15 protein-coding genes and 1 pseudogene are annotated in these 26,033 nt (G+C 60.2%); 9 read left to right on the top strand and 7 right to left on the bottom strand.

Features of this window, described 5'->3' with window-relative positions:
• Window positions 1–75: 75 nt before the first annotated feature.
• The 6 genes and pseudogenes from AB3X39_RS01890 to AB3X39_RS01870 all read left to right on the top strand — a co-directional run bounded on the left by AB3X39_RS01890 (window position 76) and on the right by AB3X39_RS01870 (window position 15,440).
• Window positions 76–3,498: a hypothetical protein gene (locus AB3X39_RS01890; RefSeq protein WP_369415663.1), complete on the top strand. Its 3,423-nt coding sequence runs from the start codon at window positions 76–78 to the stop codon at window positions 3,496–3,498.
• On the top strand, window positions 3,479–9,427 hold the full coding sequence (locus AB3X39_RS01885; protein ID WP_369415662.1) for a DEAD/DEAH box helicase: 5,949 nt from the start codon (window positions 3,479–3,481) through the stop codon (window positions 9,425–9,427). The genes AB3X39_RS01890 and AB3X39_RS01885 overlap by 20 nt, the downstream gene beginning before the upstream one ends.
• Window positions 9,428–9,576: 149 nt before the next feature.
• Window positions 9,577–11,280, top strand: a complete 1,704-nt coding sequence (locus AB3X39_RS01880) for an NAD+ synthase (RefSeq protein ID WP_369415661.1) — start codon at window positions 9,577–9,579, stop codon at window positions 11,278–11,280.
• A 19-nt stretch (window positions 11,281–11,299) separates the two neighbouring features.
• Window positions 11,300–12,316, top strand: a pseudogene (locus tag AB3X39_RS13540) (DUF5117 domain-containing protein); the annotation flags it as partial.
• Window positions 12,317–12,544: 228 nt separating this feature from the next.
• Entirely contained in the window at window positions 12,545–14,122 is a 1,578-nt protein-coding gene (locus tag AB3X39_RS13535; RefSeq protein ID WP_473964881.1) for a zinc-dependent metalloprotease, read from the top strand.
• Window positions 14,123–14,258: 136 nt separating this feature from the next.
• Window positions 14,259–15,440, top strand: a complete 1,182-nt coding sequence (locus tag AB3X39_RS01870; protein WP_369415659.1) for a methyl-accepting chemotaxis protein — start codon at window positions 14,259–14,261, stop codon at window positions 15,438–15,440.
• A gap of 9 nt (window positions 15,441–15,449) precedes the next feature.
• On the opposite strand, the gene AB3X39_RS01865 is transcribed toward AB3X39_RS01870, so the two are convergent.
• From AB3X39_RS01865 to AB3X39_RS01840, 6 genes are all read right to left on the bottom strand, one after another.
• On the bottom strand, window positions 15,450–17,285 hold the full coding sequence (locus AB3X39_RS01865) for an aminopeptidase P family protein (RefSeq protein WP_369415658.1): 1,836 nt from the start codon (window positions 17,283–17,285) through the stop codon (window positions 15,450–15,452).
• Between the two features lie 27 nt (window positions 17,286–17,312).
• Complete coding sequence (locus AB3X39_RS01860; RefSeq protein WP_369415657.1) at window positions 17,313–18,680, bottom strand: TAXI family TRAP transporter solute-binding subunit; 1,368 nt, start codon at window positions 18,678–18,680, stop codon at window positions 17,313–17,315.
• Complete coding sequence (locus tag AB3X39_RS01855) at window positions 18,677–20,092, bottom strand: TAXI family TRAP transporter solute-binding subunit (RefSeq protein WP_369415656.1); 1,416 nt, start codon at window positions 20,090–20,092, stop codon at window positions 18,677–18,679. Before AB3X39_RS01855 ends, AB3X39_RS01860 begins: the two co-directional genes overlap by 4 nt.
• Before the next feature lie 88 nt (window positions 20,093–20,180).
• Entirely contained in the window at window positions 20,181–20,468 is a 288-nt protein-coding gene (locus AB3X39_RS01850) for a GNAT family N-acetyltransferase (RefSeq protein ID WP_369415655.1), read from the bottom strand.
• A gap of 12 nt (window positions 20,469–20,480) precedes the next feature.
• A complete protein-coding gene (gene tolA / locus AB3X39_RS01845; RefSeq protein ID WP_369415654.1) occupies window positions 20,481–21,365 on the bottom strand; it encodes a cell envelope integrity protein TolA in 885 nt (294 codons plus the stop codon).
• A gap of 23 nt (window positions 21,366–21,388) precedes the next feature.
• On the bottom strand, window positions 21,389–21,820 hold the full coding sequence (locus AB3X39_RS01840) for an ExbD/TolR family protein (RefSeq protein ID WP_369415653.1): 432 nt from the start codon (window positions 21,818–21,820) through the stop codon (window positions 21,389–21,391).
• Window positions 21,821–22,015: 195 nt separating this feature from the next.
• On the opposite strand from AB3X39_RS01840, the gene AB3X39_RS01835 reads away from it, so the two are divergent.
• Window positions 22,016–23,194, top strand: coding sequence for a glycosyltransferase (locus tag AB3X39_RS01835; protein ID WP_369415652.1), 1,179 nt, complete (start codon window positions 22,016–22,018; stop codon window positions 23,192–23,194).
• On the opposite strand, the gene AB3X39_RS01830 is transcribed toward AB3X39_RS01835, so the two are convergent.
• Window positions 23,179–24,093, bottom strand: a complete 915-nt coding sequence (locus AB3X39_RS01830) for a DUF535 family protein (RefSeq protein ID WP_369415651.1) — start codon at window positions 24,091–24,093, stop codon at window positions 23,179–23,181. The two genes, AB3X39_RS01835 and AB3X39_RS01830, sit on opposite strands and share 16 nt — an antisense overlap.
• Before the next feature lie 192 nt (window positions 24,094–24,285).
• Here AB3X39_RS01830 and AB3X39_RS01825 point away from each other — a divergent pair, with 192 nt between their 5' ends.
• Window positions 24,286–25,479: a CaiB/BaiF CoA transferase family protein gene (locus AB3X39_RS01825; RefSeq protein WP_369415650.1), complete on the top strand. Its 1,194-nt coding sequence runs from the start codon at window positions 24,286–24,288 to the stop codon at window positions 25,477–25,479.
• Between the two features lie 71 nt (window positions 25,480–25,550).
• Window positions 25,551–26,009 carry a hypothetical protein gene (locus AB3X39_RS01820; protein ID WP_369415649.1) on the top strand — a complete coding sequence of 153 codons (459 nt, stop codon included), beginning with the start codon at window positions 25,551–25,553 and terminating at the stop codon, window positions 26,007–26,009.
• The last annotated feature ends 24 nt before the right edge of the window (window positions 26,010–26,033 follow it).

Here is a 26,033-nt window from a genome sequence, read left to right as displayed (position 1 = left end):
ACTTGAGTGAAGTCCGTTTCGTCGCGTTAACTCCCGGTAAAGTAGTCGAACATCTACAAATGCACAGGGAGTGCAATGTTCGACCAGGAAGAAAAACTCGTCCGAGAACTGATTAAGAAGGCAAATGCCCCCGTATTGGGGCTGCTTGGGGGACTTATCCCAAGTGTTGCGCGTAAAGCTATTGAGGCCGATCTCCGCGTCTCACCAAGCGCAAAGTACTTTTCCCGGCGACTCGATCAATACCCCGCCCTTTTTGGGATCTGGCTCGCTGAACACGTCATGAATGGTCTCGGTTTGTCCGGGCATTTTGATGTTTATCCACACGTGCGGAAAGCATTGGGTGGCGTTCAAGAACTCAGTACGCCAGAAAAAGAGCTTCTTTGGCGGGCTTTCCGGCGCGCTATGTTCAAGCTGGGTATTCAGCCGTTGCCTAGAACTTACGGCAGCCATTACATGATTGACGAATATGCGCGTCAGGCTGGTGTTCCTGTGGCTTTTGCAGATGATCTAGCGGCCCGGATGCTCCAGCTAGCCAAGCGTATCGGTCTTCCAGATGAAGAAGATCAGGAAGGCATCCTCACGTGGCAGTCAACACTGCTCCACCGGCTCCAGCCACCGTTCAGTTCAACGGCCCGTAAGGCCGTTGAACGTGATGGGCTGGGCTACTACACCCGTTCGTTTCTTCGAGTGTTCAGCAATCGCGGTGTGCCTTTTCAAGGGGAGGCGCTCGATGAATCTCTGGCAAAGGCCTTCGTTCGTGACGAGGGCTCCAGAGGTATCAAACGTGCAGCGCTTCCACAGCTGCTCTATAGAGACGGTGTGCTCGGTGTTTTCTTTCCGCCAACTGGCAAGGAAACGACCTTTGAAGTGCTTTGTGGTGGCCGAACGGTTTCGGTTCGTAGCGGTGAAGGGGGGAGTTTCCGAGCTCTTCCGGTGGATTTACCTGCCGACGTCCAGGTCATTGGGCCTGATGGAGAGCGACTGCTGAGCGCAAAGCTCTGGCCTGATCGTGCATCGAATCGTCTGCTCGTCTTTAACGATGCAGGTCGACTTCGTGCTACGGCTCAGTTGGGCCAAGGTGACCCTGTTGAGTTGCCACCCGGTCATTACATCGTTTTGTGTCGGTTCGCCCCGACGAACCTTCATGACTGGGATGAGGTCAGTGACGCCCCCCACCTTGTCGAGGTGCTCGTCACGTTGCATCCAGGCTCGGACGTTTCGATAGTCAACGGATCAGCCTATGTTCGGCTGGCAGGGCAGAACTTACCTTCGTTTCGCCTCGAAGGCACATTAAAGGCGGGTTTGGAGAGGGTTGAATTCCATTACGGTGCGCTCAGTGCTGCCGTGGAGATTCCCCAAGACTGGAGGCAAGCGCAGGCCTACGAGATGCGGGTATCGTCTGGCAGCTTCTCGTGTCCCATTCACGTAGTCCTTGATCAAGATGGCACAGGGACCGTTCGACTGGATGAGGCGCTGACCACGGGCGATGTTCAGCCCGGTGTGCTTCGGCTTGTGGTCGAGCTTGCTCGCGTCGGAGAAGCGCGGACCTTGCAGCGCCAGTCATTGCTTTATTGGCACGGACTTCAATCGGTCAGCTATGGCCTTAAGTTCAGCTACTCGGCGAGGCCGGTAAACCTGCTTAAGGCTGCATGCAGCGGGCTGAAGTTCGGGCCGTCTGGCGCGGAAGCTTCGAATGATGCGAGTAGGGTCCTCCGTATTGGCTTCGACGTAGGTGGTGGTTACTTCGTTCACTTCAGCTGGAACCGCCCAGGCGTGTTCGTCGAGGTCGAAGTGCCCGGGAAGGATGGTGGCTCGACGGTGTCTTCCAGACCCTTGGGTGCGACAGAGACGGTTTCGCTGACGACGCAGAAGTCCATCATCGTCAGCGCCTCTGAGCCCGGCTACATCTCGCTCGGGACATGGAAACAGTATGTTGACTTTGGCCATCGCCCGAGCAAGGTGTTCCCCGCATCGTTCCTTGCCAGTCGCCTTGAGCCGGGCGCGCGAACGTTGACCTACGAGACTGAAAGTGGTGGCGCGTCGGCAGATCTCTTGGTCCTGTCACAACCGCATGTCGCCACCACCATCTCCACTTCGAAGCTGGCAAATGTCTTCGAAATTCGGGTAACGGTGCAGGGCGAGCCCACCGAGGTCGCGGTCACCGGCAAGGATCTTGGCAGCGGACGCGAGGCTCGAGCTGAGCACGAGCTGATGGCAGGCATCTGGCACACCAATGAGTTGGCACGCATGCAGGTCTACAACGTGACCAACGGCTCTGCCCACGTCATCTACGTTCTGGTGGACGTAACGACGCTCCCTCCCGGCGTGTGGACGTTGGGCTTCGGTGCGCGCATCGGAGGTCTTTGGGGCCGACTTGAGGATGCGGATGAGGGCCGCATTGCTGTTGCCTTCGCAGTGGATGTCGTTGGCCAAGAGATACCGGGTGTCGAGGTAGTCAAAGCAGCCGAATTCCTAGAAGAACGGGACGCTATCCAGCGTCTTGGGCTGCTCAACGAGCATTTCAGGAGCTATTGGTCACCAGTTTGTTGGGAGCAGCAGAGCTGGCTCAGCCAGTACTGGAGCACTCTTCTCAACCGCTTCAAGGAGCGGGAGGCTGATTACGTCACCGAGCTTATTGACATGATCATGGCTAAGGCTGCTGCTGATGTGCGGCAGGGCTTCCAGCCGAAGCAGTCAGTAGGTGCCTTGCTAACAAAGATCTTCTGTTTGCCGAAGTTGGAGTACCGAAAGGTCCATGCCAAGTCTCATCCGCTATCTGTGGCCCTGCGTGCTATGCCCGAGCTCAGGGGGACCGTTGTAGGAGCCTTCGGTACGACGCTTCATCAGGTCGTCGCCGGGGCTTTCTCGAACATTAAGGAGATGATGCAAGGCCGACGACCCAAGGAATTCGACTTGGCCGCCTATCGCGAATCCATCAGAGTGACAACTATCGGGGACCCTACGCGACTCGATGATCAGAGCTTTTTGCCAGGTCCCGGCGAACTTCTCGGTCCCATGCACCTCGCTCATGCTTGGCTGGACCTAGAGAGGGGCTACGCTACGAGTGCGGCCATGCCGGGGCCAAGAAAGTCACTTGGGATTGCTCTGGCGAGGCTCCTCATGCAGCAATCGTCGGTCTTCGATGGTTTGGCTCCAAAGGGACTTCAAGGACAGAAAGTCGTCATTGAAATCAAACTATTCAACTCGGAAGTCGTTGAAGAGTCGGAGCAGGAAAGGCAAGAAACCCTCCTGCGAATCGCCAATGCATGCAGTTGGTTCGCTTGGTATTGCCGTTTGGAAGTGCGGCAGGAAGGCTCGCTTGCGAAGCTCTACGACAACCTGAACCGGCTACGTTGGCGCATCGAACTACAGCCAAACGGTGTCAGCGATTGCATTGCTTACTACCTGCATGTGGCTCCAGCAATGTTTGCCTATTACCTACTGCTCTGGGAGCTGGTGCTTACCGTTGAGCTGGACCATGGTGTTCAAAATGTCTGAAACCAACCCGATTGCCTTCGCAAACAGCCTTCGTTCGGTCCTGTCGCGCTACATAGCGACCACATTACCTATATCTCGGCGCTATCCGATGCTCGCAGCGGAGTTTCGGGATCTCTTGGGCAAACAAGAGCTGGTTAAAGGCCCCTATGTCGAGGCACTGCCAGACTTTGAGAAGGGGCAGCCACTGTCAACACTCCTTAAATCTGCCGGTGGCTTCCTACACGACGGAATGGGTCTGCTTCCCTACCAAGACCGCAGACTTCATCTTCACCAAGAGGAAGCGCTTCGCCGAGCGGTTGTGGCCCGTGAGAGCTTCTTGACGGCAACGGGTACGGGTAGTGGAAAGACAGAGACCTTTCTCTTCCCCATCGTGCATGACCTGCTGTCAGACCCTGATCCATCGCGGCCGGGTGTACGGGTACTTTTGATCTATCCCATGAACGCGCTTGCCAACGACCAGCTGTACTACCGGGTTGCGCCCATCTTTGCTCGGTACCTGAAGCAGTACGGCATCACTTTCGGTCGATACACCGGCCAAGTGAAGGCGGGTGCCAAGCGAGATGAGGAAGAGGCTCGCCTTTGGAATAACCGGAAGCTGATGGAGGCCCTTGACCATCCGTCGACCATCCCGAAGAACTGGATGCTCACCCGTGATGAGATGCTGGCCGATCCGCCGAAGGTGCTCATCACCAACTACGCCATGCTGGAGCACCTGTTGCTCCTTCCGCGTAACTCCGGGCTCTTTGCTACGAACTCACTACGTACCATCGTTCTGGACGAGATTCACACCTACTACGGTGCCCAGGCGACAGAAGTCGCCTTCCTCCTTCGAAAACTGAAGACCCGGCTTGGTGCAGACGGTCCCATCCAAGTATTCGGCACCAGTGCGAGCTTGTCCCAAGAAGATCGCGCTGATGATGACCTCAAGAAGTTCGCTTCCGATCTTCTAGGCGAGCCAGTGAATCGAGTTATCCGTGGCAAACGTGTTACGCATGCTGACCTAGTTCGTCCCGCGAGCGACGAATTTGGCCTCACGGCGGACCAGTGGTTCAAGCTGGGTGACGTGCTTAAGCAGATGCTTGAGCAGCAACCTGAGGACCAGACCGGCGACTGCTGGAACGTCTTCGTTGATATGCAGGGCGATGACTTCAACCAAGTCCGACTTCCTGGGACAGGAAGCGAACGGGCATGGAAGGGGCTCGTTACGCTGTTCAGTAGAAACCGAGAAATTCGTCGAGTTGCAGCAACGCTCGAAAGTGGACAAGTGGTGCCATTTGCTCACTTGGCCCAACTAGTTTTTGACACCTTCACTGGCGATGCCCGGATACGTGAAGCGGCGCTCAGCAATGTCATTCATATCGGAATGCTGGTGCGCCGAGATTCCGGCGAGTTCCCACTCTTGCCAGGCCGATACCACATCGCGGTCAACAGCATTGAAGGGCTTGTGGCACTTCCCAACGCGCACGGGGAGGGATGGGCGCAAGTGCGAGTCGGACGAACCTACTCCGATGACGATGGGCACTACTTCCCTGTGTTGACATGCCGTAAATGTGGGCAGCCATTTCTTGAGGGCTGGAAGGACGGACGGTTTGTTCATCCACGGCGTCCTGACTCTTCAGAAGTCAGCGCCGAGCGTATGGTGTTTTGGCTCGGACAGCCCATTGGTGGAACAAAAGACGAGGACGACGAGGTTGAAAGCCCCGATGGTGATGACACTTCTGGAAAAATTGAACGCATCTTTGTTGATCTAAAGACAGGTGAGATCACCACCGCAGCAGAGGCTGTCGTGCCGCTGTATTCGGTTCGCACGGAGAAGGACGAAGAGGAGCGAGCGTTGTATGTGAGGCGTTGTCCGGCCTGTGGTGGCAGGGCAACAGGTGCTGACGCAGAAGTTGTGACGCGTATGCATCCTGGTAACGAAGCGCTTGGAGCTGTGGTGGCGCAGCGCGTTCTGGAGGCGTTGCCGCCCAGTCTCATCAACCATGCCGATCCAAAACCGTCGTTCGGTCGCAGCCTTCTGACGTTCTCAGATAACCGGCAGGATGCGGCGTTCTTCGCTCCTTACTTTGAGCGCACGGCGGCAAACGTTGCTTTGCGATCAGCAGTTCGAAAGGTACTTAGCGAAGCCAGCACCCCGATGAGCTTGCCTCAACTGGCGGAGCGTGTGTACGAGCTATGGCGGCGTGATGGTGGTCAGCCGCTGCTCCTGAACGATTCAGGGGATATCCGAACGGATAAACAAGACATATCCCAGCTTCTTCAAAATACCCTTGGGTACGAGTTCTGCACGCCGAGCGGCCGTCGAAATTCACTCGAAAGTCTAGGGGTAGCCTTGGTCACTTACGACGAAGTACGACTGAAAGGGCTGTACCAACAGGTCAAACAGTTCTGGCCTGCCGGGCTACCGGACGATCCGGAGACGGTTTCAGCGCTGTGTCACATGTTGCTCGAAACGATTCGGCGAGAGCGTGCGTTGTCACAGCTGCACGACGTTTCGATGAAGGACAGCGCCGTCTGGGGTGATTACAACCAGCACAGGACGTTTGACATCGAAGCTGGCGATACCGGTGTTCGCTTCAAGTGGCTACCGAACCAACAGGTCAAACGACACAACCGCCGGTCGTGGTATCTCATCGAGCAGCTTGGGTTGGAACGCGATGTGGCTGTTCAGTTCCTGATGGCGTTCTGGGTGGTCATCACGAAGCCACCTACGACGATCTTGAAGAGATTTCCTCCCGGATTCGGTATGGATGGGAACCTCATTCGTGTGAAGAGTGGGTTGCAGGCTCCTCTGTATCAGTGCCCGAGTTGTGGCTTGTTCCAGCGGTACGTTGTGACGAGGAAATGTTCAGGTTTCGGCTGCAATGGGGACGTCGTACAAATCGGCGAAGACGAGCGTAAGCAGCTGCATCGAGAGAATCATTACCTAGCCTCCTATGAGGAGACAAATCACCTGACGCTTCGGGCCAGAGAGCATACGGCGTCACTGTCAACGGAGCTTCGCGAAGAAATCGAAGGCCAGTTTTCCGAGCGCCGCCTGAATCTTCTGAGTTGCACGACGACTATGGAAATGGGCGTTGATCTTGGTGACCTAGAGGCCGTCGTTAACCTCAATGTCCCACCAGGTATTGCGAACTACCAGCAGCGGACCGGCCGGGCCGGTCGCAGGGCTCAGGCTGCCCCATTTTGCGTAACGGTTGCGCGTAACAGCAGCTATGACCAAGCTGTATTTCGTGAACTCAAGGAATACCTAGCTTCATCACCTGCTACTCCTTTCATCAATCTTGGGAACGCTGAGTTGTTCCTACGCCACCAGATTTCGGTCGTCCTGTCCCACTTCCTTCGCTATGCAGTAAAGCAGGACGTCAATGCTCCCTCATTGAAGCATCTATTCGGTGAAGTTCTTAGCTCAGATGCGAAAACGGCTTTCTTTGACAAGCTCTATGCGTGGGTCGATGGGGATGACGGTAAGCATGCATTTGCAGAAGCTGAGGCTCTTGGTGATCAACTTCCGGCGGACTTGGCGTCTTCGCTGGTGGCGCGTGGGCCGGATCTGTGTCGTGCCATCGTCGACCGTTTAAGGGAGTTCGCCGAAGATGTGGCGGAGAGATGTAAGGCCTATATCGGTCGGATGAAAGAAGCTGCTGATGCGAGCGATTACGGGAAGGCCGACTACTGGAAGAAGCAGCGTGAGCAGTACATGGACCAGTTCTTGGTCAATGAGTTATCACGGCGTGGGCTCATCCCTACGTACTCTTTCCCCGTTCACTCGCTGACCCTTGAAGTCCAAGATGGCAGTAGGTTCGATAGGTTCCAGAGTCAGGCAAAGGTGTCGTTGAGTCGGGATGCCAGCTATGGCATCAGTGAATATGCACCTGGAGCAGAGGTCGTTGCGAATGGTCGTATTTGGGAAAGCTCGGGTCTAGCCAAGTATCCCAAGGCTTTCATGCCGACTCGCTGGTACGCAGCCTGCCCAGAGTGTTTCCATGTTGATGTGGGCGATGCTCATCAGGATCTGCCTGGTGCGTGCAGTAACTGCGGATCATCGGAGGGCCGTCGCAAGCGCATGTACGTCGAGCCCAAGGGATTCGTTACCAGTGCAGCTAACAGCAGAGGGCGTGACCCAGGAGTCAGTCGGCGGCGGGTGAAGCCTGCGGATGAGGCCAGATTGATTGCTTCACCCCGAGATGAACAGTTCGAACCGACTGAACTTCCGCTCTTGAACGCAGCGCTGCTTCTGGCTCGGGCAACGGAGAGTAGCGTTCCTCGTGGAAGCCTTTTCGTCGCGAACCGTGGCACGCATGGTGAGGGCTACTACAGGTGTTCGTTCTGCAACTTCTGCGAACCGTTCAAAAAGGTGAAAGCACCCAAGGTTGTGAAAGGGAAAGCTGGCGCTGGGATTGCAACCCGTAAGTGGGTACACCAAGACCCTGCAACGGGACAGAAGTGCCAGAACGAGTCCTTGCCAAAGATTGGTCTGGACTTCGCACACACCTTTAACACCGATGTGCGCTTGCTGCGGTTCCTTGCGCCGCTGCCGGAACCCGAAGATGTTGCCGGGGATTTGCGCCGATACCAAGAGCGGTTGGCTCGAACAGTGGCCGAGGCCTGTCGTCTGGGGGCTTCAGACCTGCTGCATCTTCATCCAGGTGAATTGCGTTCAACCTATCGGCTGTACAGCAAGGCAGGGAGTCTCGTGGAGGTTGTCTTGTACGACGGCGTTCCGGGAGGAGCTGGCTACAGCGCAAAGTTGGGGGAGCCGCAGTTCAGCTTCCGAAAGCTGATTGAATCCGCCCAGAAACGATTGAAATGTCCTGCATCGTGCGACTCTGCGTGTCGGTCCTGCCTATGTGATTACGGCAACCAGCGCTACTGGGATAGCTTTCAGCGGCTTGACGCGTTGGCATGGTTGGATAGCTTGCTTGACAGCCCATCGGTGACCGAAGGTCCTGGAAATTACGTTCCGTGGGCGAAGCCGAGCATGGCCGGCTTGAGCGAGCGATTTGCACCCTATCCGAGCATCACGGTCATCGCATCGTCGCTAACAAGTTCGGAAGGCTATTCCGAGGCAGATCTCAATCAGGTTCTTCACTGGTTGCAGGCAGGCAAGAAGGTTCGGCTTTGTGTGGTCAACGAGCCACAGCAACGGCCAACCGATTATTCGATCCTCATGCTCTATCGGCACCTCTACCCGTGGGCCAAGGAAGGTAAGTTGACAGTGCATCACATTCCGAAGATTGGAATGCAGGCTTCTGAATTACCGAGGTTGTTTGCCTCGCTTGACGATGGTGGACTGCTCGTTAAACAGGCGTTCCCTGTGCAGGCAATCTTCCAAGGGCTTGTCAGTGCACCAGCACTGTTGGGTGCTTCAGACCAAGATGTGCGCGCTAGGGTTGAAGCGGTTTTCAAAGAGTCAACATGGATCTCGGCAGACCTCTTCGCAGAAGGGGCCAGCATGTCGATGTGGGAGCTTGCCGTAGGACAGAGGCGTGACCTGACAGACATTTTTCGAGATGTGTCGGGGCTGCATGTGAAGCAGCTGACTATCAAGGATCCGTATTGCGGAACGCCGCCGAACAGATGCCGCATCCAAGCGTTTTTGCAGTTTGTTAAGAGGCATACGACTGCGTTGGAAGCTGTGCATATCTACTGCTCCGAGGTTCGCGACCGTGATGGTGATGTGGAGCATCGCTATGACGTATCTAGAAAGCTGGAGACCCTGATAGACGAGCTGGGGATCCCGAAGTCCGAAGCATTTGTCAAAGAGTTTGGGAGAAATCGCTCATTCCATGACAGAGAGCTCAGTTTCGAATGTGCTGATGCTGCGGGGTGTGATGTCACTCATCGGTACTTCCTGACTGGTGGCATCGACTATTTACTTGACGATAGAAGCGACACCAAAGTGTTCCATACCAAGATTTACAGCTGAAAAAGCTTTTTGGGTGGTTTGGTGCTCGCATCAGTTGTGATGGCGAATGGTGGGCAGTGATCTCTTGTTTACAAGCGAGCAACTAAGCCACCTGTCCCATCCCACGCACCCGTTACCATGGCCGCTTTTCGCTTTGGGGCGTTGGGGTCATGTCTGGTCTTTCTTCGTTGCGGTTGGCGTTGTTGCAAATCAATCCGGTGCTTGGTGATCTGAGCGGCAATCGGCGGCGCATCGCGCAGGCGGCGAGGCGGGTGTATGCGTTGGGGGCGCGGGTGGCGGTGGCGCCGGAGTTGGCGTTGTGTGGCTATCCGCCCGAAGATCTGCTGCTGCGGCCGGCGTTTTTAGCGGCTTGTGATGAGGCCTTGGCGGCGTGTGCGGCTGATCTGGCTGATCTGGTGGATTTTCAGTTGGTGGTGGGGCATCCCAAAGCGTTGGATGCGGTGGCGGTGCCGGCCGGTGATGCGCACCCGCGCTCAGGCTCGATGCAGCGTTGCCTCAATGCGGCGTCGGTGCTCAGCGCCGGGCGGGTGCAGGCGACCTATGCCAAGCGGGAGCTGCCCAACTATCAGGTGTTTGACGAAAAACGCTATTTCGTCTCGGGGCGCGAAGCGGGGTTGGAGCCGGTGGTGATCGAAGCGGGTGGGCGGCGCTTGGGGCTGCTGATCTGCGAAGACGCGTGGTTTGATGAGCCGGCGCGGGCGGCGCGCGATAGGGGGGCTGAGGCGCTGTTGGTGCTCAACGCCTCGCCCTTCCACCTGAACAAACAAACCGAGCGCGAAGCGCGCATGACCGAGCGGACGCGAGACGTGGGCTTGCCGCTGTTTTACGCCCACCTCACCGGCGGCCAAGACGAGGTGGTGTTTGATGGCGCATCGTTCGCCGTCGATGCCCAAGGCCACGTGGCAGTGCGGGCACCGATGTTTGCCGAGACCGAACTTTTGATCGATTGGGCGCTCGATGGTCGCCTTGCCGGGGCGGTGGCTGATGTGCCCACGCTCGAAGCCCAAGCTTGGGGCGCGCTGGTCTGCGGCGTGCGCGACTACATCGGCAAAAACGGTTTTCCGGGAGCGCTGATCGGTTTGTCGGGCGGCATCGATTCGGCTTTGGTGCTGGCGATTGCGGTCGATGCGCTGGGCGCGGACAAGGTGCGCTGCGTGATGATGCCCAGCCCCTACACCGCTGAAATCTCGTGGATCGATGCGCGTGACATGGCCCAGCGTCTGGGTGTGCGCTACGACGAACGCAGCATCGTGCCGATGTTTGAGGCCTTCAAAGCCACCTTGGCGGACGACTTTGCGGGCCGAGCCGAAGACGCGACCGAAGAAAACATCCAGGCCCGGGTGCGTGGCACGCTGTTGATGGCGCTGTCGAACAAGTTCGGCGCCATCGTGCTGACCACCGGCAACAAGAGCGAGATGGCCACCGGCTACTGCACGCTCTACGGCGACATGGCCGGCGGCTTTGCCGTCATCAAAGACGTGGCCAAAACCTTGGTCTATCGCTTGGCCGCGTGGCGCAACGCCCAAGGGGTGCTGGCGGGCGAGGGCGAAGTGATCCCTGAGCGCATCATCACCCGCCCACCGTCGGCTGAGCTGCGCCCCGATCAGTGCGATCAAGACAGCTTGCCGCCCTACGAGGTGCTCGACGCGATCTTGGCGCGCTACATGGAAGAAGACCAAAGCCTTGAAGAGATCCTTGCGGCGGGCTTTTTGCACGCCGATGTCGAGCGCGTCACGCGGCTGATCAAGTTCAACGAGTACAAACGGCGCCAATCGCCCGTGGGCATCCGCATCACGCACCGCGCTTTCGGGCGCGATTGGCGCTATCCCATCACCTCCAAATTCCGCGCCTGAACCGCGCGCGCCACGTCTTATGGCTATGCGATCTCGTCTGTGGTGGCCTTCGGCCTTGGTGTCGCTGGGGGTGGGTGGCTTGACGGCCTGTGTGCAAATGGGGCCACCGGGACCACCGACTGCTCCGGGAACCGCCCCCAACGCTGTCGCCCCAGCCGCCTCAGCCGCCGCAGTGGCTGCGTCGCAGCCCGGCGTAGCCGCCTCCGGGGCGGTGGTGGGGGCTCCTCCGGCCACCCCGCAACCGCCTGCGTTCGATGTGCTGACACGCGGGGCCAAGCGGGTCGAGGGTGCTTTTCCGCTCTGGAAGAAGGACGAAAAAGTCTGGCTTGAGCTGACGGAAAAGGATTTCGGCAGCCCCTTGTTCCTCTCGCCCAAACTGGCCACGGGCTTGGGCGAGGGCGGGTTTTACGGCGGTTTGATGGCCAGCCGCTGGGGCAATTTCGGCCGGCCGCAGCTGGTGTCGTTTCGCAAGGTGTTCAACCAAGTCCAGTTGATTGCGCTCAACACCGAGGTGGTCGCCAAGGAGGGCACCCCCCAAGCCCAAGCCGTCAAGGCCGGCTATTCGCCCAGCTTGATCACCAGCGCGCCGCTGGCCAGCTTGCCGCACCCGCAGCGCAAGAGCGTGTTGATCGAAGTCGGGCCCATGTTCACCGCTGATCTGCTGGGCTTAGCGGTGCAGTTGCAGCGCCATTACCGCCAGAGCTACGCCTTCGATCCGCGCCATTCGGCCTTGCTGCAAGCCCGCGCCAAGCCTGAAGAAGTGGTGTTTGAAGTCGATGGTCATTTCGCCAGCGCCAACATCGCTGTGCCGCAGCCGGGGGCGCCGGCCAATGCGCCCGTGCCCACGGTGCCGGGCAACGTGCCCGATGTGCGCAGCTTGTTCATGCGCGTCCACTACTCGCTGGCCCGTTTGCCGGCCGAGCCGATGCGCACCCGGGCGGCCGATCAACGTCTGGGCCACTTTGTCAGCCACGTGAGCGACTTCAGCGACGACGTGCTGCGTTCGCCCAAGCGCTACTTCATCAACCGCTGGCGCTTGGAGAAAAAAGATGCCAAGGCGGCGCTGTCTGAGCCGCTGCGCCCCATCACTTACTGGCTGGATCGCAACATCCCGACCAAGTACCGCCCGACCATCAGTGCGGCCATCCTGACGTGGAACAAGGCTTTCGAGAAAATCGGTTTCAAGGACGCCATCGTCGTCAAGCAGCAGCCCGACAACGCAGACTTCGATACGCTCGACTTTGGCGTGGCTTCGGTGCGCTGGATGACCAACACCAGCCCGAGCTTTGGGGCCATCGGCCCGAGTCACGTTGATCCGCGCAGCGGTGAGATTTTGGACGCCGACATCGGTATCGAGAGCCTGTCGTCGCGCTCGATCCGCGCCCTGCGCAGCCAAGTGCTGGCCCCGGCGGCCTTGGTCGATTGGCCGGCGTTGATGCAGCTCACGCCCGACATCGCCGCGCCCCAAGCGACCCATCGCCACGCCGCCGGTGAAGCCTGTGAGCATGCCGACTTTGCCGCCGAGCAACTCGGCTATGCCTTGGATGTCTTGGCCGCCGCCCAAGGCGGTGAGATCGAACCCGACAGCCCGGAGGCTGAACGTTTTGTGCAGGCCTATATCTTCGACACCGTGATGCACGAAGTCGGCCACACCTTGGGGCTGCGACATAACTTCCGCGCCTCCACCGCCTACAGTTTGGCGACTTTGAGCGATCCGGCCTTCACCAAGACGCATTCGTTCAGTGGCTCGGTGATGGAGTACACCCCGATCAACCTGCCGCCGCCCGGCACCGCCTTGGCCACAGCCGCCTCGCCGTTCCAGACCACCCTTGGCCCTTACGACGAATGGGCGATTGCCTACGCCTACGGGGTGTTTGCGCCCGACCAAGAAGCCGATGCGCTGGCGGCGTTGGCTGCGCGCAGTGCCGAGCCTGAGCTGGCCTTTGCGACCGACGAGGACAACTTCCTCGGCGTCGATCCCGAGGCTTTGCAGTTCGATCTGGGCGACGATCCGGTGGCCTTTGCGCTGCGCCGTTTCGACATCGCCCGTGATCTGATCCAGCGGCTCGAAACTCGCAAGCTCGACCCGAAGCACGACTACTCGATCTTGCGCCGCAGCGTGGCCTATGCCCTGCGCGACGTGGGCCGCTCGGCCGGCATCTTGGCGCGTCAGATCGGCGGGGTGCGCACCTTGCGCGACTTCCCGGAGTCGGGCCGCGAGCCGCTGCAATCGGTGCCGGCCGAGCGCCAGCGCGCAGCCCTTGATGCCTTGGCCCGCAACATCCTGTCGGCTGAAGGGCTGACGCTCTCAGCCCCTTTGCAGCGCCGTTTGGCACCCGACTATCTGGAGCGCGCCGAAGCGCTTAGCAGCGGTGACGGCCCGGTGGTGACCGACTACGTGCCGCAGCAAGTCTTGTTGGAGATTCAACGCGCGCTCTTGGGGCAGTTGATGAGCGACAGCGTGGCGCAGCGCTTGCTCGACGGCCTTGCACGCCAAGACGGTGGGGCCAACCCGCTCACGCTGGCCGATCTCTACACCCGGCTGGACCGCGACATCTGGAGCGAGTTGTCTGGCACCTTGGTGCAAGACATCGTCCCGGCGCGGCGCGATCTGCAACGCGAGCATGTCCAGCGTGTGGTGGCGATCCTGATGCGGCCGGTTTCGGCCGGCCGGGCCGAGACCCGGGGCTTGATGCGCTCACGGGCGCACCAGTTGCTCGATCGCATCAACACCGCGTTGGGCAAGCGCAACTTGAGCGAAGCCACCCGCAGCCACCTGCAAGACAACGCCGATTGGTTGCGTGAAGCCTTGGCGGCAAGGCTGGTGCGCACCTCGCCTTGACCCGGGTTCGTGGCCCGGTTGCAACCTCCACTGGGCCATGGCGGGAAATAGTCCCGTGGATGGGGATTCGATACCGTGGATGGGGTTCCTATCTGGCGCAATCTGGCCAAAATGGGGCCGTTCATGGGAGAGGTGCATGGTCAAGGGATGGTTTCGCGCGCAGCTTCGGGCTTGGGGTCGAAGAACACCCCCACAAGTCCGCATCGGATGGATCAGTTTGGCGGGCTGTGCCCTGGGGGGGATCATCGCTGTGGGCGCTTGGGGCTTGGTCCGTGAACGCCACGTGGGTGATGCCATCGATCTTGGATTGTGGGTGGCCTTGGCGGCTCTGGCGAGCGTGCTGCTGATGGTGCCTTTGATGGCTTGGGGTTTGATGCGCCTGTGGCCGATCGTGCCGACAGAGGTCGAAGCCCATGATGGCGTCCACGACATGGCCGAGGATGAGCCGATGGTGGCCGGTCTGATGGGCGAAGAGGCCTTACCCCTGTCGGACACCTTGTTCGACTTGGACTTGGTGATGGACGGCCATGCCCATCCGCATGGGCATGGTGGTGGTGGTGGGCATGCTCAGCCATCGACCATCGAGGAGGCGTGGGCTGCCATGCCTCTTGCGGGCCACACTGAAGAACATTGGCAAAGGGCTCTTCGTTCGGCCCGGCATAGCCATGCTTTGGGTGCCAAGATTGGTGAGCATCTGGCCCGGGTGGCCCAAGCGCGGCAGCGCATTGCCGAGGCCTTGGCCGTGATCGACACCATCGCCCTTGAAACCAACGCGTTGGCCCTGCAAGCCGTGCTTGACGTCGAGTCGAACCTTGCGCTGCGGGGGGCGGCGGTCGAATCGGTAGAGGTGCGGACCTTGGCGCAGCGTGCGGCCAGCGCGGCTCGCGAGATCCATGGCGTGGTGCAGGCGACCGAGGCCAAGATGGATCCTGTGGTGCTCCAAGTGGTGGCCGACATCCACGTCGAGGCTTTGGTGGCCGATGCGCAAGCGATGTTGGCGTGCTTGGATGAACTCCATGAGCCCCTTCCTGTGGCTGGTGCGCGACCTGCGGTGCAGGGTGGTGGTCCAGCCGATCATCCCGTGAATCGCATGGACAGCGTGATTGCGCGCCAAAACACATGGGCGCATCACAGTGCTTGTTTGGCGCATTCTTTGAATGCCCAAGCGGATCGTTTGCACAAGGTGGTTGGGGCCTTTCGAATCTTGCAGCAAACCCAAGCCGCCGCTTGGCTGACCCACCGCGCCATTCACCAAGCCCGCGATATGGCCCGAGACAGCGCCCGCGAAGGGCGCAACGCTTCGCGACCGGCGCTATAAGCCTGCGCTTTAAAGCAGCGAGATCGGCTGGGTGCGCGCTTCCAGCCAAGCCCGTGCTGCGCCGCTTAGATGCGGGCGCAGGCGGCGTAAAACGTCGGCGTGATAGGCGTTGAGCTGCTGGCGCTCATGCGGGTGCAGCAGGTCAAGCGCGATGCAGCGGGTGTCGATGGGGCAGAGCGTCAGGGTTTCAAAGGCCAAGAAGGGGCCGAACTCTTCGGCGCTGGGGCTGGGGACGTTGAGCACCAGGTTTTCGATGCGCACGCCCCAGCGGCCCGGACGGTACAGCGCCGGCTCGATCGAGGTGATCATGCCCGGCTGCATGGCCATGTGGGGCTCCGGCTGCGCCGCCGAGATGCTCTGCGGCCCTTCATGGACGTTTAAAAAGTAGCCCACCCCATGGCCGGTGCCGTGACCGAAATCAAGGCCGGCTTGCCACAGCGGTGCGCGCGCCAAGGCGTCGAGCCGGGGCGAGAGCAGCCCTTGCGGAAAACGCGTCCGTGACAGGGCCAACGTGCCCTGAAGCACGCGGGTGTAGTCCGCCTTTTGGGCCGCGCTGGGCGTGCCGATGGGCCAGACACGGGTGATGTCGGTGGTGCCGCCCAAGTACTGCGCGCCCGAGTCGATCAGCAGCAAGCCTTCCGCGACCAAGCCGTGCGCGGTCGAGATCTGCGCGTGCGAAGCGGGTGTGGCGCGGTAATGCGGCATGGCCCCATTGGCGTTGAAGCCGGCGATGGTCGGAAAACTCAGCGAAACAAAGTCGGGCTGGCGGGCGCGCTCAGCGCTCAGGTGCTCATCGACGGTCAATTCACTGATCGACTCACGGCCCAGCGCGGCCTCGAACCACGCGTAGAAAGTACACATCGCCGCGCCATCGCGTTCCATGGCTTCACGCACGCAAGCGGCTTCGGCGTCGGTCTTGCGGCTCTTGTGCAGTACGCAAGGGTTCAGCGCTTCGATGACGGTGACGCCGGCGGCCACCGCCTGACGCAGACCCAGCGTGATGCGTTTGGGGTCGATCAGCAGTCGGTCCTCGGCCTTCAAGGCCGCCAAAGCAGCCCGGGCCGCATCGTAGGGCCGCAGCTCAATCTGATCTTGGGCCAAGCGCTGGGCGATCTCGGGCGGCACTTTGCCTTCGGCGACAAAGAGCGTGGCGCGCTGGGCGTCGATGAGCAAGTGCGCGAGAAAGACCGGGTTGTAGTCCACGTCGCTGCTGCGCAGATTGGTCAGCCAAGCGATGTCATCGACGGTCGAGATGAAGTGATGCGTGGCCCCATGCTTGACGATGTCGGCGCGAATGGCGGCCAGTTTGGCGGTGCGTGGGGTCGAAGCGTGTGGCGGCATGTGCTCAAAAACCGCCGCAGCGGGCAGGGCCGGGCGATCGGGCCAGACGCTGCCGAGCACATCCAAATCGGTGCGCAGCGTCATGCCCACAGCGGCCAAGGCGCTGCGCAGTGCCTCTGCGCTGGCCAGGCCCAGCACCATACCGTCCACCGCCAAGGTCGCCCCTGACGCTCGTTGTTGGGTTTGTAGCCACGCCACGCAGGCCGGCACCAAGGCACCGCTTTGGCGCACAAGGTCGATACCGCTGCCGGCCAGTTCGGCTTCGGCTTGGGTCCAGTAACGGCTGTCGGTGAGCAAGGCGGCGTGTTCTGCGCTGATCAACAGCGTGCCCGCCGAGCCCGTGAAGCCCGAAACGTGTTCACGCCCCTGCCAACGGAGCGGCAGGTATTCCGACAAGTGCGGATCAGCCGAAGGAATCATCAAGGCGTCGAGGCCTTGCTCGCTGAGGGCTTGGCGTAGGCGCAGCAGCCAAGCTGTGGTGGGGCGTGTGTGGGAAGACGTCATGCGTGGCGTGGGTGATTCAGGTGTGATTCAGGTATGAAGGCGTTGATGGACAAGTTCGATGTGGCTGCGCAGGTTGTACAGCTCATAGGCTCTTGAGAGCGGCACCTTGACTTGTCCAACCCGTATTTCTAAGGCTTGAAGCTGTTTGCGCAGGCTTGAACGATCGGTTGCAGGGATATCGATGGCGTGTTCAATCCGATAAAGCTCACCGTACCAGCGGTAGATGCGTCGCCGAATACGCCAAGCGTAGAAGGGCGGAATCATGCGCGAGATCGGGATCATGGCCGCCGCAATGGTGACCAAGGCGATCCACATCCGATCGATCAAGTTGGTGATCCAGAAAAGATGCGCTGGCCAACGTCCCTTGGGCGTGTTGCCATGGCGATAAAAGCGTTCTGCCTCGTCAGCCAAGGGATACAAGCTCGGTTTGCCGATGGGGAATTCGCCTTCCGATTGGAACAGTGTGGAGGGCTGGTGGATGCGGCGGCCCGTCATCATGAGCAAGTTTTGCAGCGCCGGATGGGTGTCTTTGCGCACCACCAAGGACGCAGTGGTCGCCAGCAGATGGATGTCCCGATCAGGAATATTGGCCTCGAAGTTGAGGATGCCTTGTGGCAACACGGTGGGCGTGAGGTGCGCGATGTTCAGGACGTAGCTATCGGCTTGGGCCACATCGAGCAAACGCAGGGCTGATCGCTTGTCCCCCATGGCTTTGAGCAGGCGATCGACTGACGGTGCGTCCTCGGTGGCGACGAAGAGGGTGGCATCGATGGTGCCGTTCAACAACGCGCTCACACCCTCGTCAACGCCCAGGGAGGATAAAACCGTGCTCGGGTCGTGCCGCAGGCCATGACGCTCCAGCAGTTGGATCGCCAAGGCTCGGCTACCACTGCCTTCCTTGCCGATGTTGATCCGCCAGCCTTTCATCGCGGTCAGCTGGCTCAACTGCAAGGCGGTGGCGCTGCTGCTCGTACTGCCCAGAGGCTTGAGCTTGTCGGTGCGATAGAAGATCCAGAGCGTCTGACGAAAAAACTCGCCCAAACTGGCGAGTTGCGCCTGCTCACCCAGTTCTTTGGGCAGCCCACCGTTTTGCACAAAAGCAGCATCGACCTCGTGCTTGAGCAGTTTGTCGATGTTGGCCAGTGAGCCTTCTGAAGGGGTGGTCTCGACCGTGATGCCGTAGGTGGCCAAGGCTGTTTGGTACTTCTGGGCGATCAGCGCGTAACTGGCCCCTGACTGGCTGGTGGCCAGTCGCAGTATTTTGGGTGGGGCGGGGTTCACCACCATGAAGGCCAGTCCCAAGAGCAGGGCCGCGACCAGCACCAAGGGCAGCACCGTCCAAAGCAGGTCGTAACTGCGCTGAAGCCACGGCGTGACGTGAACCGTGGGCTTCACGGCGTGACTCCGGTGACGTCTTCGGAGGGATGAAAGGCGGCCCTCATGGTGGCGGCGTTGATGCGTTGGCCCACCAAGGCGATATGGCTGCGCAGGGCATAGAGATCGTGCGCTCGCGCCAGTGGGACGGTCATTTTGCTGACGTTGCTTTCAATCTCGTCCAAGTGCTGTCGCAACACGGTCCAAGGAATCTGGCCCACCGTCAAGGCGGTTTCGATCTGCTGTAAGTCGGCGTACCAGCGGAAGATGCCCGAGCGGATTTGAAAGGTGTACAGCGAAGGCACCACCCGCGACAGGGTCGCCATGATGGCGAGAATCGAAATCAAGGCCATCCACATGCGCTCAAAAAAGTTCACCAACCAAAACGGAACGCCCTGATTTTTGATGCTGGGGCCTTGACGATAAAAGCGTTCAGCCTCGTGCGAGAGCGGGTACCAGCTGGGTTTGCCGATCGGAAACTCACCCTCATGCTGGGTCCAAGTCAGTTCCTGATGGATGCTGTGGGCCGCCATCAGGAGGAGGTTTTGCAGGGCTGGATGGGTGTCTTCACGCACGATCAACGAGGCAGCCGTGCCGATCATGCGCACATCACGGTCTGGGATTTCAGGGACCATGCTCACGGTGGCTCGCGGTAACTGGGCGGCGATCAGGTTCGATACCTTGTGCACATAGGCCTTGGCTTGTGGCATGTCGAGCAGACCCATGCGTGGGTTCTCCAACAGGGCCTTGAGGATGGGGGTGTCTGGTGCAGCAACGAACGCCATGGCATCGATGCGGCCCTGGATCAAGGCGTCGCTGGCTTCGCGCGGCGAGAGTTCAGCGGTTCTCAGCTCGATCGCGGGTTTCATGTGATTGAGCCGGAGCAACTCGGTCATCAAGGCATGACCACCGCTGCTGGGTGGGCCGATGTTGACGTGCCAGCCCAGCAGTTGGTTGATTTGCGTCAGCTGTGCTGTGCCTTGCAGGCGTTGGGCGACATCCTTGCGATAAAACACCCATAACGGTTGCCTGAAAACGAGCCCCAAGCTGAACAGATCGACCTCGGAATCGGGGGCATCGTGTTCGGGTGGCAAATAGCCAATGAAAGCGGCATCGACGCGCCCTTCTAGGGGCGACGTGGGTGAGGCGGAGTCGGTCTGACGCAGTAAACGGATATTTTCGACCGAGCCTTGGGTGCGAAGGCAGACCACTTCCGTGTGATGCTGCTGCAAAAAGGCCTGATAGCTTTGGCAGACATTGGCGTATGTGCTGCCTTCAGGGCCGGTGGCCAACACCACGCGGCTGGGAGGCATGGGGTCGATGACATAGAACGCGATGCCAACCAGCAAAGCTGACACGAGCAGCAAGGGCAAGCTGGCATACGCCATGTCCCGAGCGCCTTGCACAAACAGTTGGGTGCGATTGATCAGCATGGGGCGATGTTAAGAAGGGATACCTTGCGTGGCATCGGGGCTACCCATGAGCCGCCATGTGATCAAGAGAATGCTGAAGCCGAGTTGGCTAAAGCAACAGATCGTGTGTGTCAGGATGTCGCCGCATGTAGACCGCGACGTAAGAACACTGTGGGACCACTTTCAGTCCTTCTTGTCGGGCCCAATCCAAGGCGGCTTGGACCAGCAGCGCCGCCAGCCCCTGACCTTGTAACTCGGCGGGTACCCCCGTGTGGTCCATGACGATGTGGTGGCCCCGCCGTTGATAGGTGGCGATGCATGTCAAGCCCGCCACTTCGGCTGTGAAGCGCTGGCGCTGGGTGTCGTGTTGGATCGAAGGGGCAAGCGAAGCAACCATAAAACCTCGGGGTCAGCGTTTATTCGGATCGAAACTCAGCACCATTTTGGCGGGGATGTGCCCGTCGATGTCGAGGGGGAGTTGGGCCGTGCGGTCGATGGCCCGCAGCACAGCTTCATCCCAGTCGCTCAGGCCGCTGGAGCGCATCAGGCGGGTGTTGAGGATCGTGCCATCCGGTGAAAGTCCGATTTCCACTTCGGCCGTCGGATTGCCCATCACGCGGCCGGTGTAGACGATGTTCGGAAAAATCCGGGCACGGACTCGACCCGCGTAGCCCGCTGAAGGGCTGTAGGCCACGGCGGGGGCGCCATGGGTGGCCGAGCCACCCGCCATGCCGCCGTTGCGAATGTGGTCCAGATTTTTCGTTCGTTGTTCTTCGATGAGCCGAGCTTCGCGGGCTTCGGCTGCTTTGGCTCTGGCCTCTTTCGCCTTGGCGTCCGCTTTCGCCTTGGCCTCGGCTTTGGCTGCTGCTGCCTCCGCTTCAGCTTTGGCGGCCGCTTTTTCAGCTTTTTCCTTCAGTAGCGCGGCTTCCTTGGCGGCCGCCTCCTTCTTTGGGTCGGGCTTGGGCGGTTGCTTCTCGTGTTTTTTCTCGGTGGCGATGTCCGCCTCGTGCGCTGGCGCCGCTTTGGGCGGCGGTGCAGGCGGTTGGGGGCGCGGGATGGGCTTGGGCGCGGGTGGGGGCGCAGGCGTGGGCGGCGGCGGAGCCGGAGATGTTTGCTGCGTCATCGAAGGCAGGCTGGACCACAACTCGGCCGAAACCACTGCCACCTCTTGGCGACGCCAGTTGACGTTCAAGGACAAAGCGACGATCAAACCGACATGTGCCAGTAGGGCCACGCTCGCGCCGAGCCGGATGCCATCGGTGGAGCTGGGGTAACGCAAGGCGTGTGAAGCCATGGGTGTGCAGACTTTGATGAGACTCAGGTGCCTGTGGTGCGCACGGCCAGACCGACCCGTTGCACGCCCGCACGTTGTAAGGTGTCCATGGCCTTGACGACCACTTCGTAGGCCACGCCCTTGTCAGCGGCAATCACCACCGGGGTATGGCGGCTGCCGCCTTGCAGGGCCTCGACTTGTCCGGCCAAGCCCTTCAGGGCCACCCGTTCCCCTTGGCCTTGACCATCCAAGCGCACCCGCACCCGCTCAGCGTTCTCGATGATGACCTCGATCAGGTGATCGGGCTGGCGCTGGGCTTGGCCAACGCTAGGGAGATCCACCACGCCGGGGCTCATCAGCGGAGCACTGACCATGAAGATGATGAGCAGCACCAACATCACATCGATGAACGGCACCATGTTGATCTCATTGATGGTGCGGCGTCGGGCACCGGGACGACGATTGGGAGCGGGCATGTCAGTGATGTTGAGGCAAGGGAAGGGCTGATCTGGGGCAGCGAGCCGCGATTGTGCCCTTGCAAGCTGTGTTTTGGCTGCAACGCAACATCGGGCAGGTATTTCGCCACGTTCCACAGGTGTGAACCCTCGCTGTTGGTAACGAGGTGCATGCAGATATGCCAAAGCGCTGGTTCATCGCCACAATCTGGCGTCATGTTGCGCATCGCCCTCGTCACCCCCATGTTGCCCGTGCCATTTGATTTGACACGCGGCAGGTTCATCCACGAAACGGCCCGTTCATTGGGAAAAATTGCGACGGTCAAGACATTCTTCCAAACCCTGAAGTACCCGCCTTTGCCGGGCATCAAGGCCCAAACCTACCTTTACGGCACGGTGGGTAAGGATTACACCCTCGAAGGCTGTGATGTCGAAGCCTTCACCTATCCCGGCTTGCCCGCGCTGACACGGGGTGTCAACGGTCACATTGCCAGCCATTTCCTCACCCCCCGGGTGCGGCGTTTTAAACCCGATCTGGTGTTGGCCTATTGGGTCTATCCCGATGGTTTTGCGGCCATGCGCACGGCTCAAGCTTTGGGCGTGCCGTGCGTGGTCGGGGCGTTGGGCTCGGATATTCATGTGCGTACGGGTGTGAACGAGCGCATGACGCAGCGCGTCATCGACGGTGCTGATGCCTTGCTGACCGTCAGCGAAGCGATGCGTGAATACACCATCCAGACCTTCAATGCGGCCTCGGACAAGATCCACACCATCGTCAACGGCTTTAACACCGATGTCTTTTTGCCCATGGATCAAGTCGCTTTGCGCGACAAGCTTGGGGTCAAGCAAGACGAAAAGATGATCGTTTATGTGGGCCGCTTTGTCGAAGCCAAAGGCCTGCGTGAGTTGATGACCGCCTTCACGCAACTGGCCCAAGCCGATCCCAAGGTCACCTTGGCGTTGGTGGGCGACGGCGTCATGAAGGATGAATTGCAGTCGATGGTGCGCGCCAGCGGTTTGGATGGGCGCATCCACTGGCCGGGTGGGCAGTCACCGGCGGGGGTGGCGGAGTGGATCAACGCCGCCCATGTGTTGACGCTGCCCAGTTGGAGCGAAGGCTACCCGAACGTGGTGGTTGAAGCCTTGGCGTGTGGTCGCCCGGTGGTGGCCACCGATGTGGGCGGCACGCGCGAAATCATCGACGAGACCAACGGCGTGCTGATTCCGGCCAAGGATGCCGGCCAGCTTGCGACGGCGCTTCAAGACGTGCTCTCACGCGAGTGGGATCAGTTCTCGCTGGCCGCAGCGATGGGCCGAACTTGGGACGATGTGGCCACGGAGACCCTGCACGTTTGCGAGCAGGTGGTGCGCCACTACGCTCAGGAACGCCGCTGATCAGCGTTTTGCCGTTGTTCTTGCCCCCACTGCGCACATTGATCGAACAGATCTTGGCGCAGGGCGTTGCGGCGGCGCAGTTCGGCACGTTTGCGTGAAGGCACCTCTTCAGCGGGGCGCAGGTGTGGCAGGGGCTCGATCAGCCAATGGGCGCCTTGCCGCTCGGTGCTGCCGAGGTCTTTCCATAGATCGTCGTAATCGACCATGACGCGCTTGGACAGACTGCGATAGCTGGCGTAGGCGTGAGCTTCTGCCGCGACACCTCGCAGGCCTGTCACGCCCCAGCCTTGGGCCAAGCCTTGCAGGGCGGTCAGCAAAAGGGTACGGGGTCGGGTTTTTTGGCTCAGGTGGGTGACTTCTTTGACCAAATCAGCGCCGTGGTCGCCACCTTGCATGTTGCCGATCACCATCAGCCGTGCTTGCGTGGGCTCTGCGCACAAAGAGCCGGGCAGGATGCTGAAGGCACAGCGCAAGGCGGTTTGATCGTGCAAGCGCAAGTGCAATTCCAGCTCACCCTCGCGACCCAAACGACGGCCGGGTTCCAGATCAAAGCGAATTTCTTGCTCTTCAGCCGTGAAGCGGGCCACCGTGATCCGGCCTTCAAGGTAAAGCGACAGGACGGTGTCTCGACCATGCCTATCGACCAGCCAGTTGAAATGACTGGTCATGGCCTCGGTGCGCGCCTCAGCATCCAAGCCGCCCCAGAGATAGCTGCGCAGGGGCCGCATCAAGAGTTGCGGGTCGGAGTTCACCAAAGAGGTCAGGCCGTGACGATCCAGCATCGCCGCGATGCCTTGCATCTGGGTGCGAAAGCGCCAGTAGCGCCACTGAAATTTGAGCTGGCGTTTCCACGTCTGTAGGACGCCACCCGCACCGTCATCCGTGCGGTTAAAAAGCACGGGTGCGGAGGGAATAAAAAATCGGGGATTGGCGAGCATGAGGGACGGGGTTGCAAGCGACACGGGCCGCATCGTCGAGAAAGACGACGAGCAGACGTATTTTAGAAACCTTGGCTTGCGATTCTGTAAGGTTGGTTGAGGTGTTGCTTAAAAGGTACGATCTTAACGATGAATACGAACGAGCCTCTTGCGATGGGTCCTTTGTCAGGTTTGAAAGTTGTGGAATTGGGGCAGCTCATTGCCGGCCCCTTTGCGGGCAAGACACTGGCCGACTTCGGCGCCGAGGTGATCAAGGTCGAGCCACCCGCAACCGGCGAAGGCCAAGGGGGCGACCCGCTGCGCCAGTGGCGCTTGCTGCACAACGGCACCAGCGTTTGGTGGCAGGTGCAAAGCCGCAACAAGCAAAGCGTGGTGCTTGATCTGCGCAGCGAGGAAGGTCGTGCCGACGTGCGCGCCCTTGCGGCCGAATGCGATGTGCTGATCGAGAACTTCAAGCCCGGCACCATGGAAAAGTGGGGCTTGGGTTTTGACCAGCTCAGTCGCATCAACCCGGGCCTGATCATGCTGCGCATCAGTGGCTACGGTCAGACGGGGCCCTACCGTGATCTGCCCGGTTTTGCCGTGGTGGCTGAGGCCATGGGCGGCATGCGCCATCTGATGGGCGAGCCGGGCCGCGTACCGGTGCGTGCGGGCGTCAGTTTGGGCGATACCTTGGCCGCGCTCCACGGTGTGATCGGCGTGCTGCTGGCGCTGCAAGCCCGCAGCCAAAGTGTCAGCCTGGATGCGCCCAAGGGGCGTGGCCAGGTGGTGGATGTGGCGCTCTATGAAGCGGTCTTCAACTGCATGGAAAGCTTGCTGCCCGAGTTCAGCGCCTTTGGCGCGGTGCGTGAGCCTGCGGGTTCGGCCTTGCCGGGCATTGCACCCTCCAACGCCTATCGCTGCGCTGATGGTCAGGTCGTCATCGGCGGCAATGGGGACTCCATCTACAAGCGGTTGATGCATGCTATCGGTCGTCCTGAACTGGCTGAGGACCCGGGATTGACCAACAACGCCGGTCGCGCCGCACGGGTGGATGAGATCGACGCAGCGATCACCGCTTGGACGGTGCAGCGTTCGGTCGAAGAGGTGGTGGCGACCTTGCAGGCGGTGAGTGTGCCGGTGGGGCGGATCTACACCGTGCGCGACATCGCGGCCGATCCGCACTACCGCGCGCGCCAGATGATCCAGACCATCACCACCGCCGACGGCTTGCAGCTCGATGTGCCCGGCATCATCCCCAAACTCAGCGCCACGCCCGGATCCATCCGAAGCTTGGCGCCCAGCTTGGGTGAACACACCGAGGCAGTGCTGGCCCTACAGCGCACGCCCCGCCCCGTTCTTGATTGAGATGCGTCAATAGCGTTGGCGCTCGATTGAGTGCCCAATGGTCGCACCAAGATCATTGAAGGAGTGCTGTCATGGACGTTCTGTCACGTTGCTGGACACGGCGGGTGTGCGTTACGGCGTTAGCCGTGATGCTGCCACTGAGCTGGATGGGTGTGCCGACACGGGCGCAAGCTGCCGATTCGCCGTCCAAGGCCAGTGAGGCCTCGGGGATCTCTTTGGCCATCCCGGTCGCCATCTCAGTGATCGGACCGATCGCACTGTTGTCTGCCGGGGCCACTTTCACCATTGTGTCGATCCAAGCTTCAGCCACCGGTACGGCTTGGGTGTTGGAGCGCGTGGGTGATGGCAGTCGGGTCGTGGTGCGTTGGGGGGGCGAGGCTGCGAAATCGTTTTCGAACGGCGTGGGTAAGGTGGTCGAGGTCACGGCGACCTCGGCCGGTCAGCTGCTGTCTGTGTCGGGCGAGGTGATTGGGTTCATCCCCAACGATGTGGGCCGCACGCTCATCTATCACGAGCAGATGACCTACTAAAAAACCGACGCGAAGGAGAGATCG

It is taken from the genome of Leptothrix ochracea (genome assembly GCF_041083635.1).
Classification (GTDB): domain Bacteria; phylum Pseudomonadota; class Gammaproteobacteria; order Burkholderiales; family Burkholderiaceae_C; genus Sphaerotilus; species Sphaerotilus ochraceus.
Note: the sequence above shows the minus strand (reverse complement) of the source record. Positions and strands in the feature narration are given on the sequence as shown.

Excerpts from the sequence above, each read along its gene's own strand:
- AB3X39_RS01890 (WP_369415663.1), top strand. The coding sequence starts at position 76 with ATGTTCGACCAGGAAGAAAAACTCGTCCGAGAACTGATTAAGAAGGCA.
- AB3X39_RS01885 (WP_369415662.1), top strand. The coding sequence starts at position 3,479 with ATGGTGTTCAAAATGTCTGAAACCAACCCGATTGCCTTCGCAAACAGC.
- AB3X39_RS01880 (WP_369415661.1), top strand. The coding sequence starts at position 9,577 with ATGTCTGGTCTTTCTTCGTTGCGGTTGGCGTTGTTGCAAATCAATCCG.
- AB3X39_RS13535 (WP_473964881.1), top strand. The coding sequence starts at position 12,545 with ATGACCAACACCAGCCCGAGCTTTGGGGCCATCGGCCCGAGTCACGTT.
- AB3X39_RS01870 (WP_369415659.1), top strand. The coding sequence starts at position 14,259 with ATGGTCAAGGGATGGTTTCGCGCGCAGCTTCGGGCTTGGGGTCGAAGA.
- AB3X39_RS01865 (WP_369415658.1), bottom strand. The coding sequence starts at position 17,285 with ATGACGTCTTCCCACACACGCCCCACCACAGCTTGGCTGCTGCGCCTA.
- AB3X39_RS01855 (WP_369415656.1), bottom strand. The coding sequence starts at position 20,092 with ATGCTGATCAATCGCACCCAACTGTTTGTGCAAGGCGCTCGGGACATG.
- AB3X39_RS01850 (WP_369415655.1), bottom strand. The coding sequence starts at position 20,468 with ATGGTTGCTTCGCTTGCCCCTTCGATCCAACACGACACCCAGCGCCAG.
- tolA (WP_369415654.1), bottom strand. The coding sequence starts at position 21,365 with ATGGCTTCACACGCCTTGCGTTACCCCAGCTCCACCGATGGCATCCGG.
- AB3X39_RS01840 (WP_369415653.1), bottom strand. The coding sequence starts at position 21,820 with ATGCCCGCTCCCAATCGTCGTCCCGGTGCCCGACGCCGCACCATCAAT.
- AB3X39_RS01835 (WP_369415652.1), top strand. The coding sequence starts at position 22,016 with ATGTTGCGCATCGCCCTCGTCACCCCCATGTTGCCCGTGCCATTTGAT.
- AB3X39_RS01825 (WP_369415650.1), top strand. The coding sequence starts at position 24,286 with ATGGGTCCTTTGTCAGGTTTGAAAGTTGTGGAATTGGGGCAGCTCATT.
- AB3X39_RS01820 (WP_369415649.1), top strand. The coding sequence starts at position 25,551 with ATGGACGTTCTGTCACGTTGCTGGACACGGCGGGTGTGCGTTACGGCG.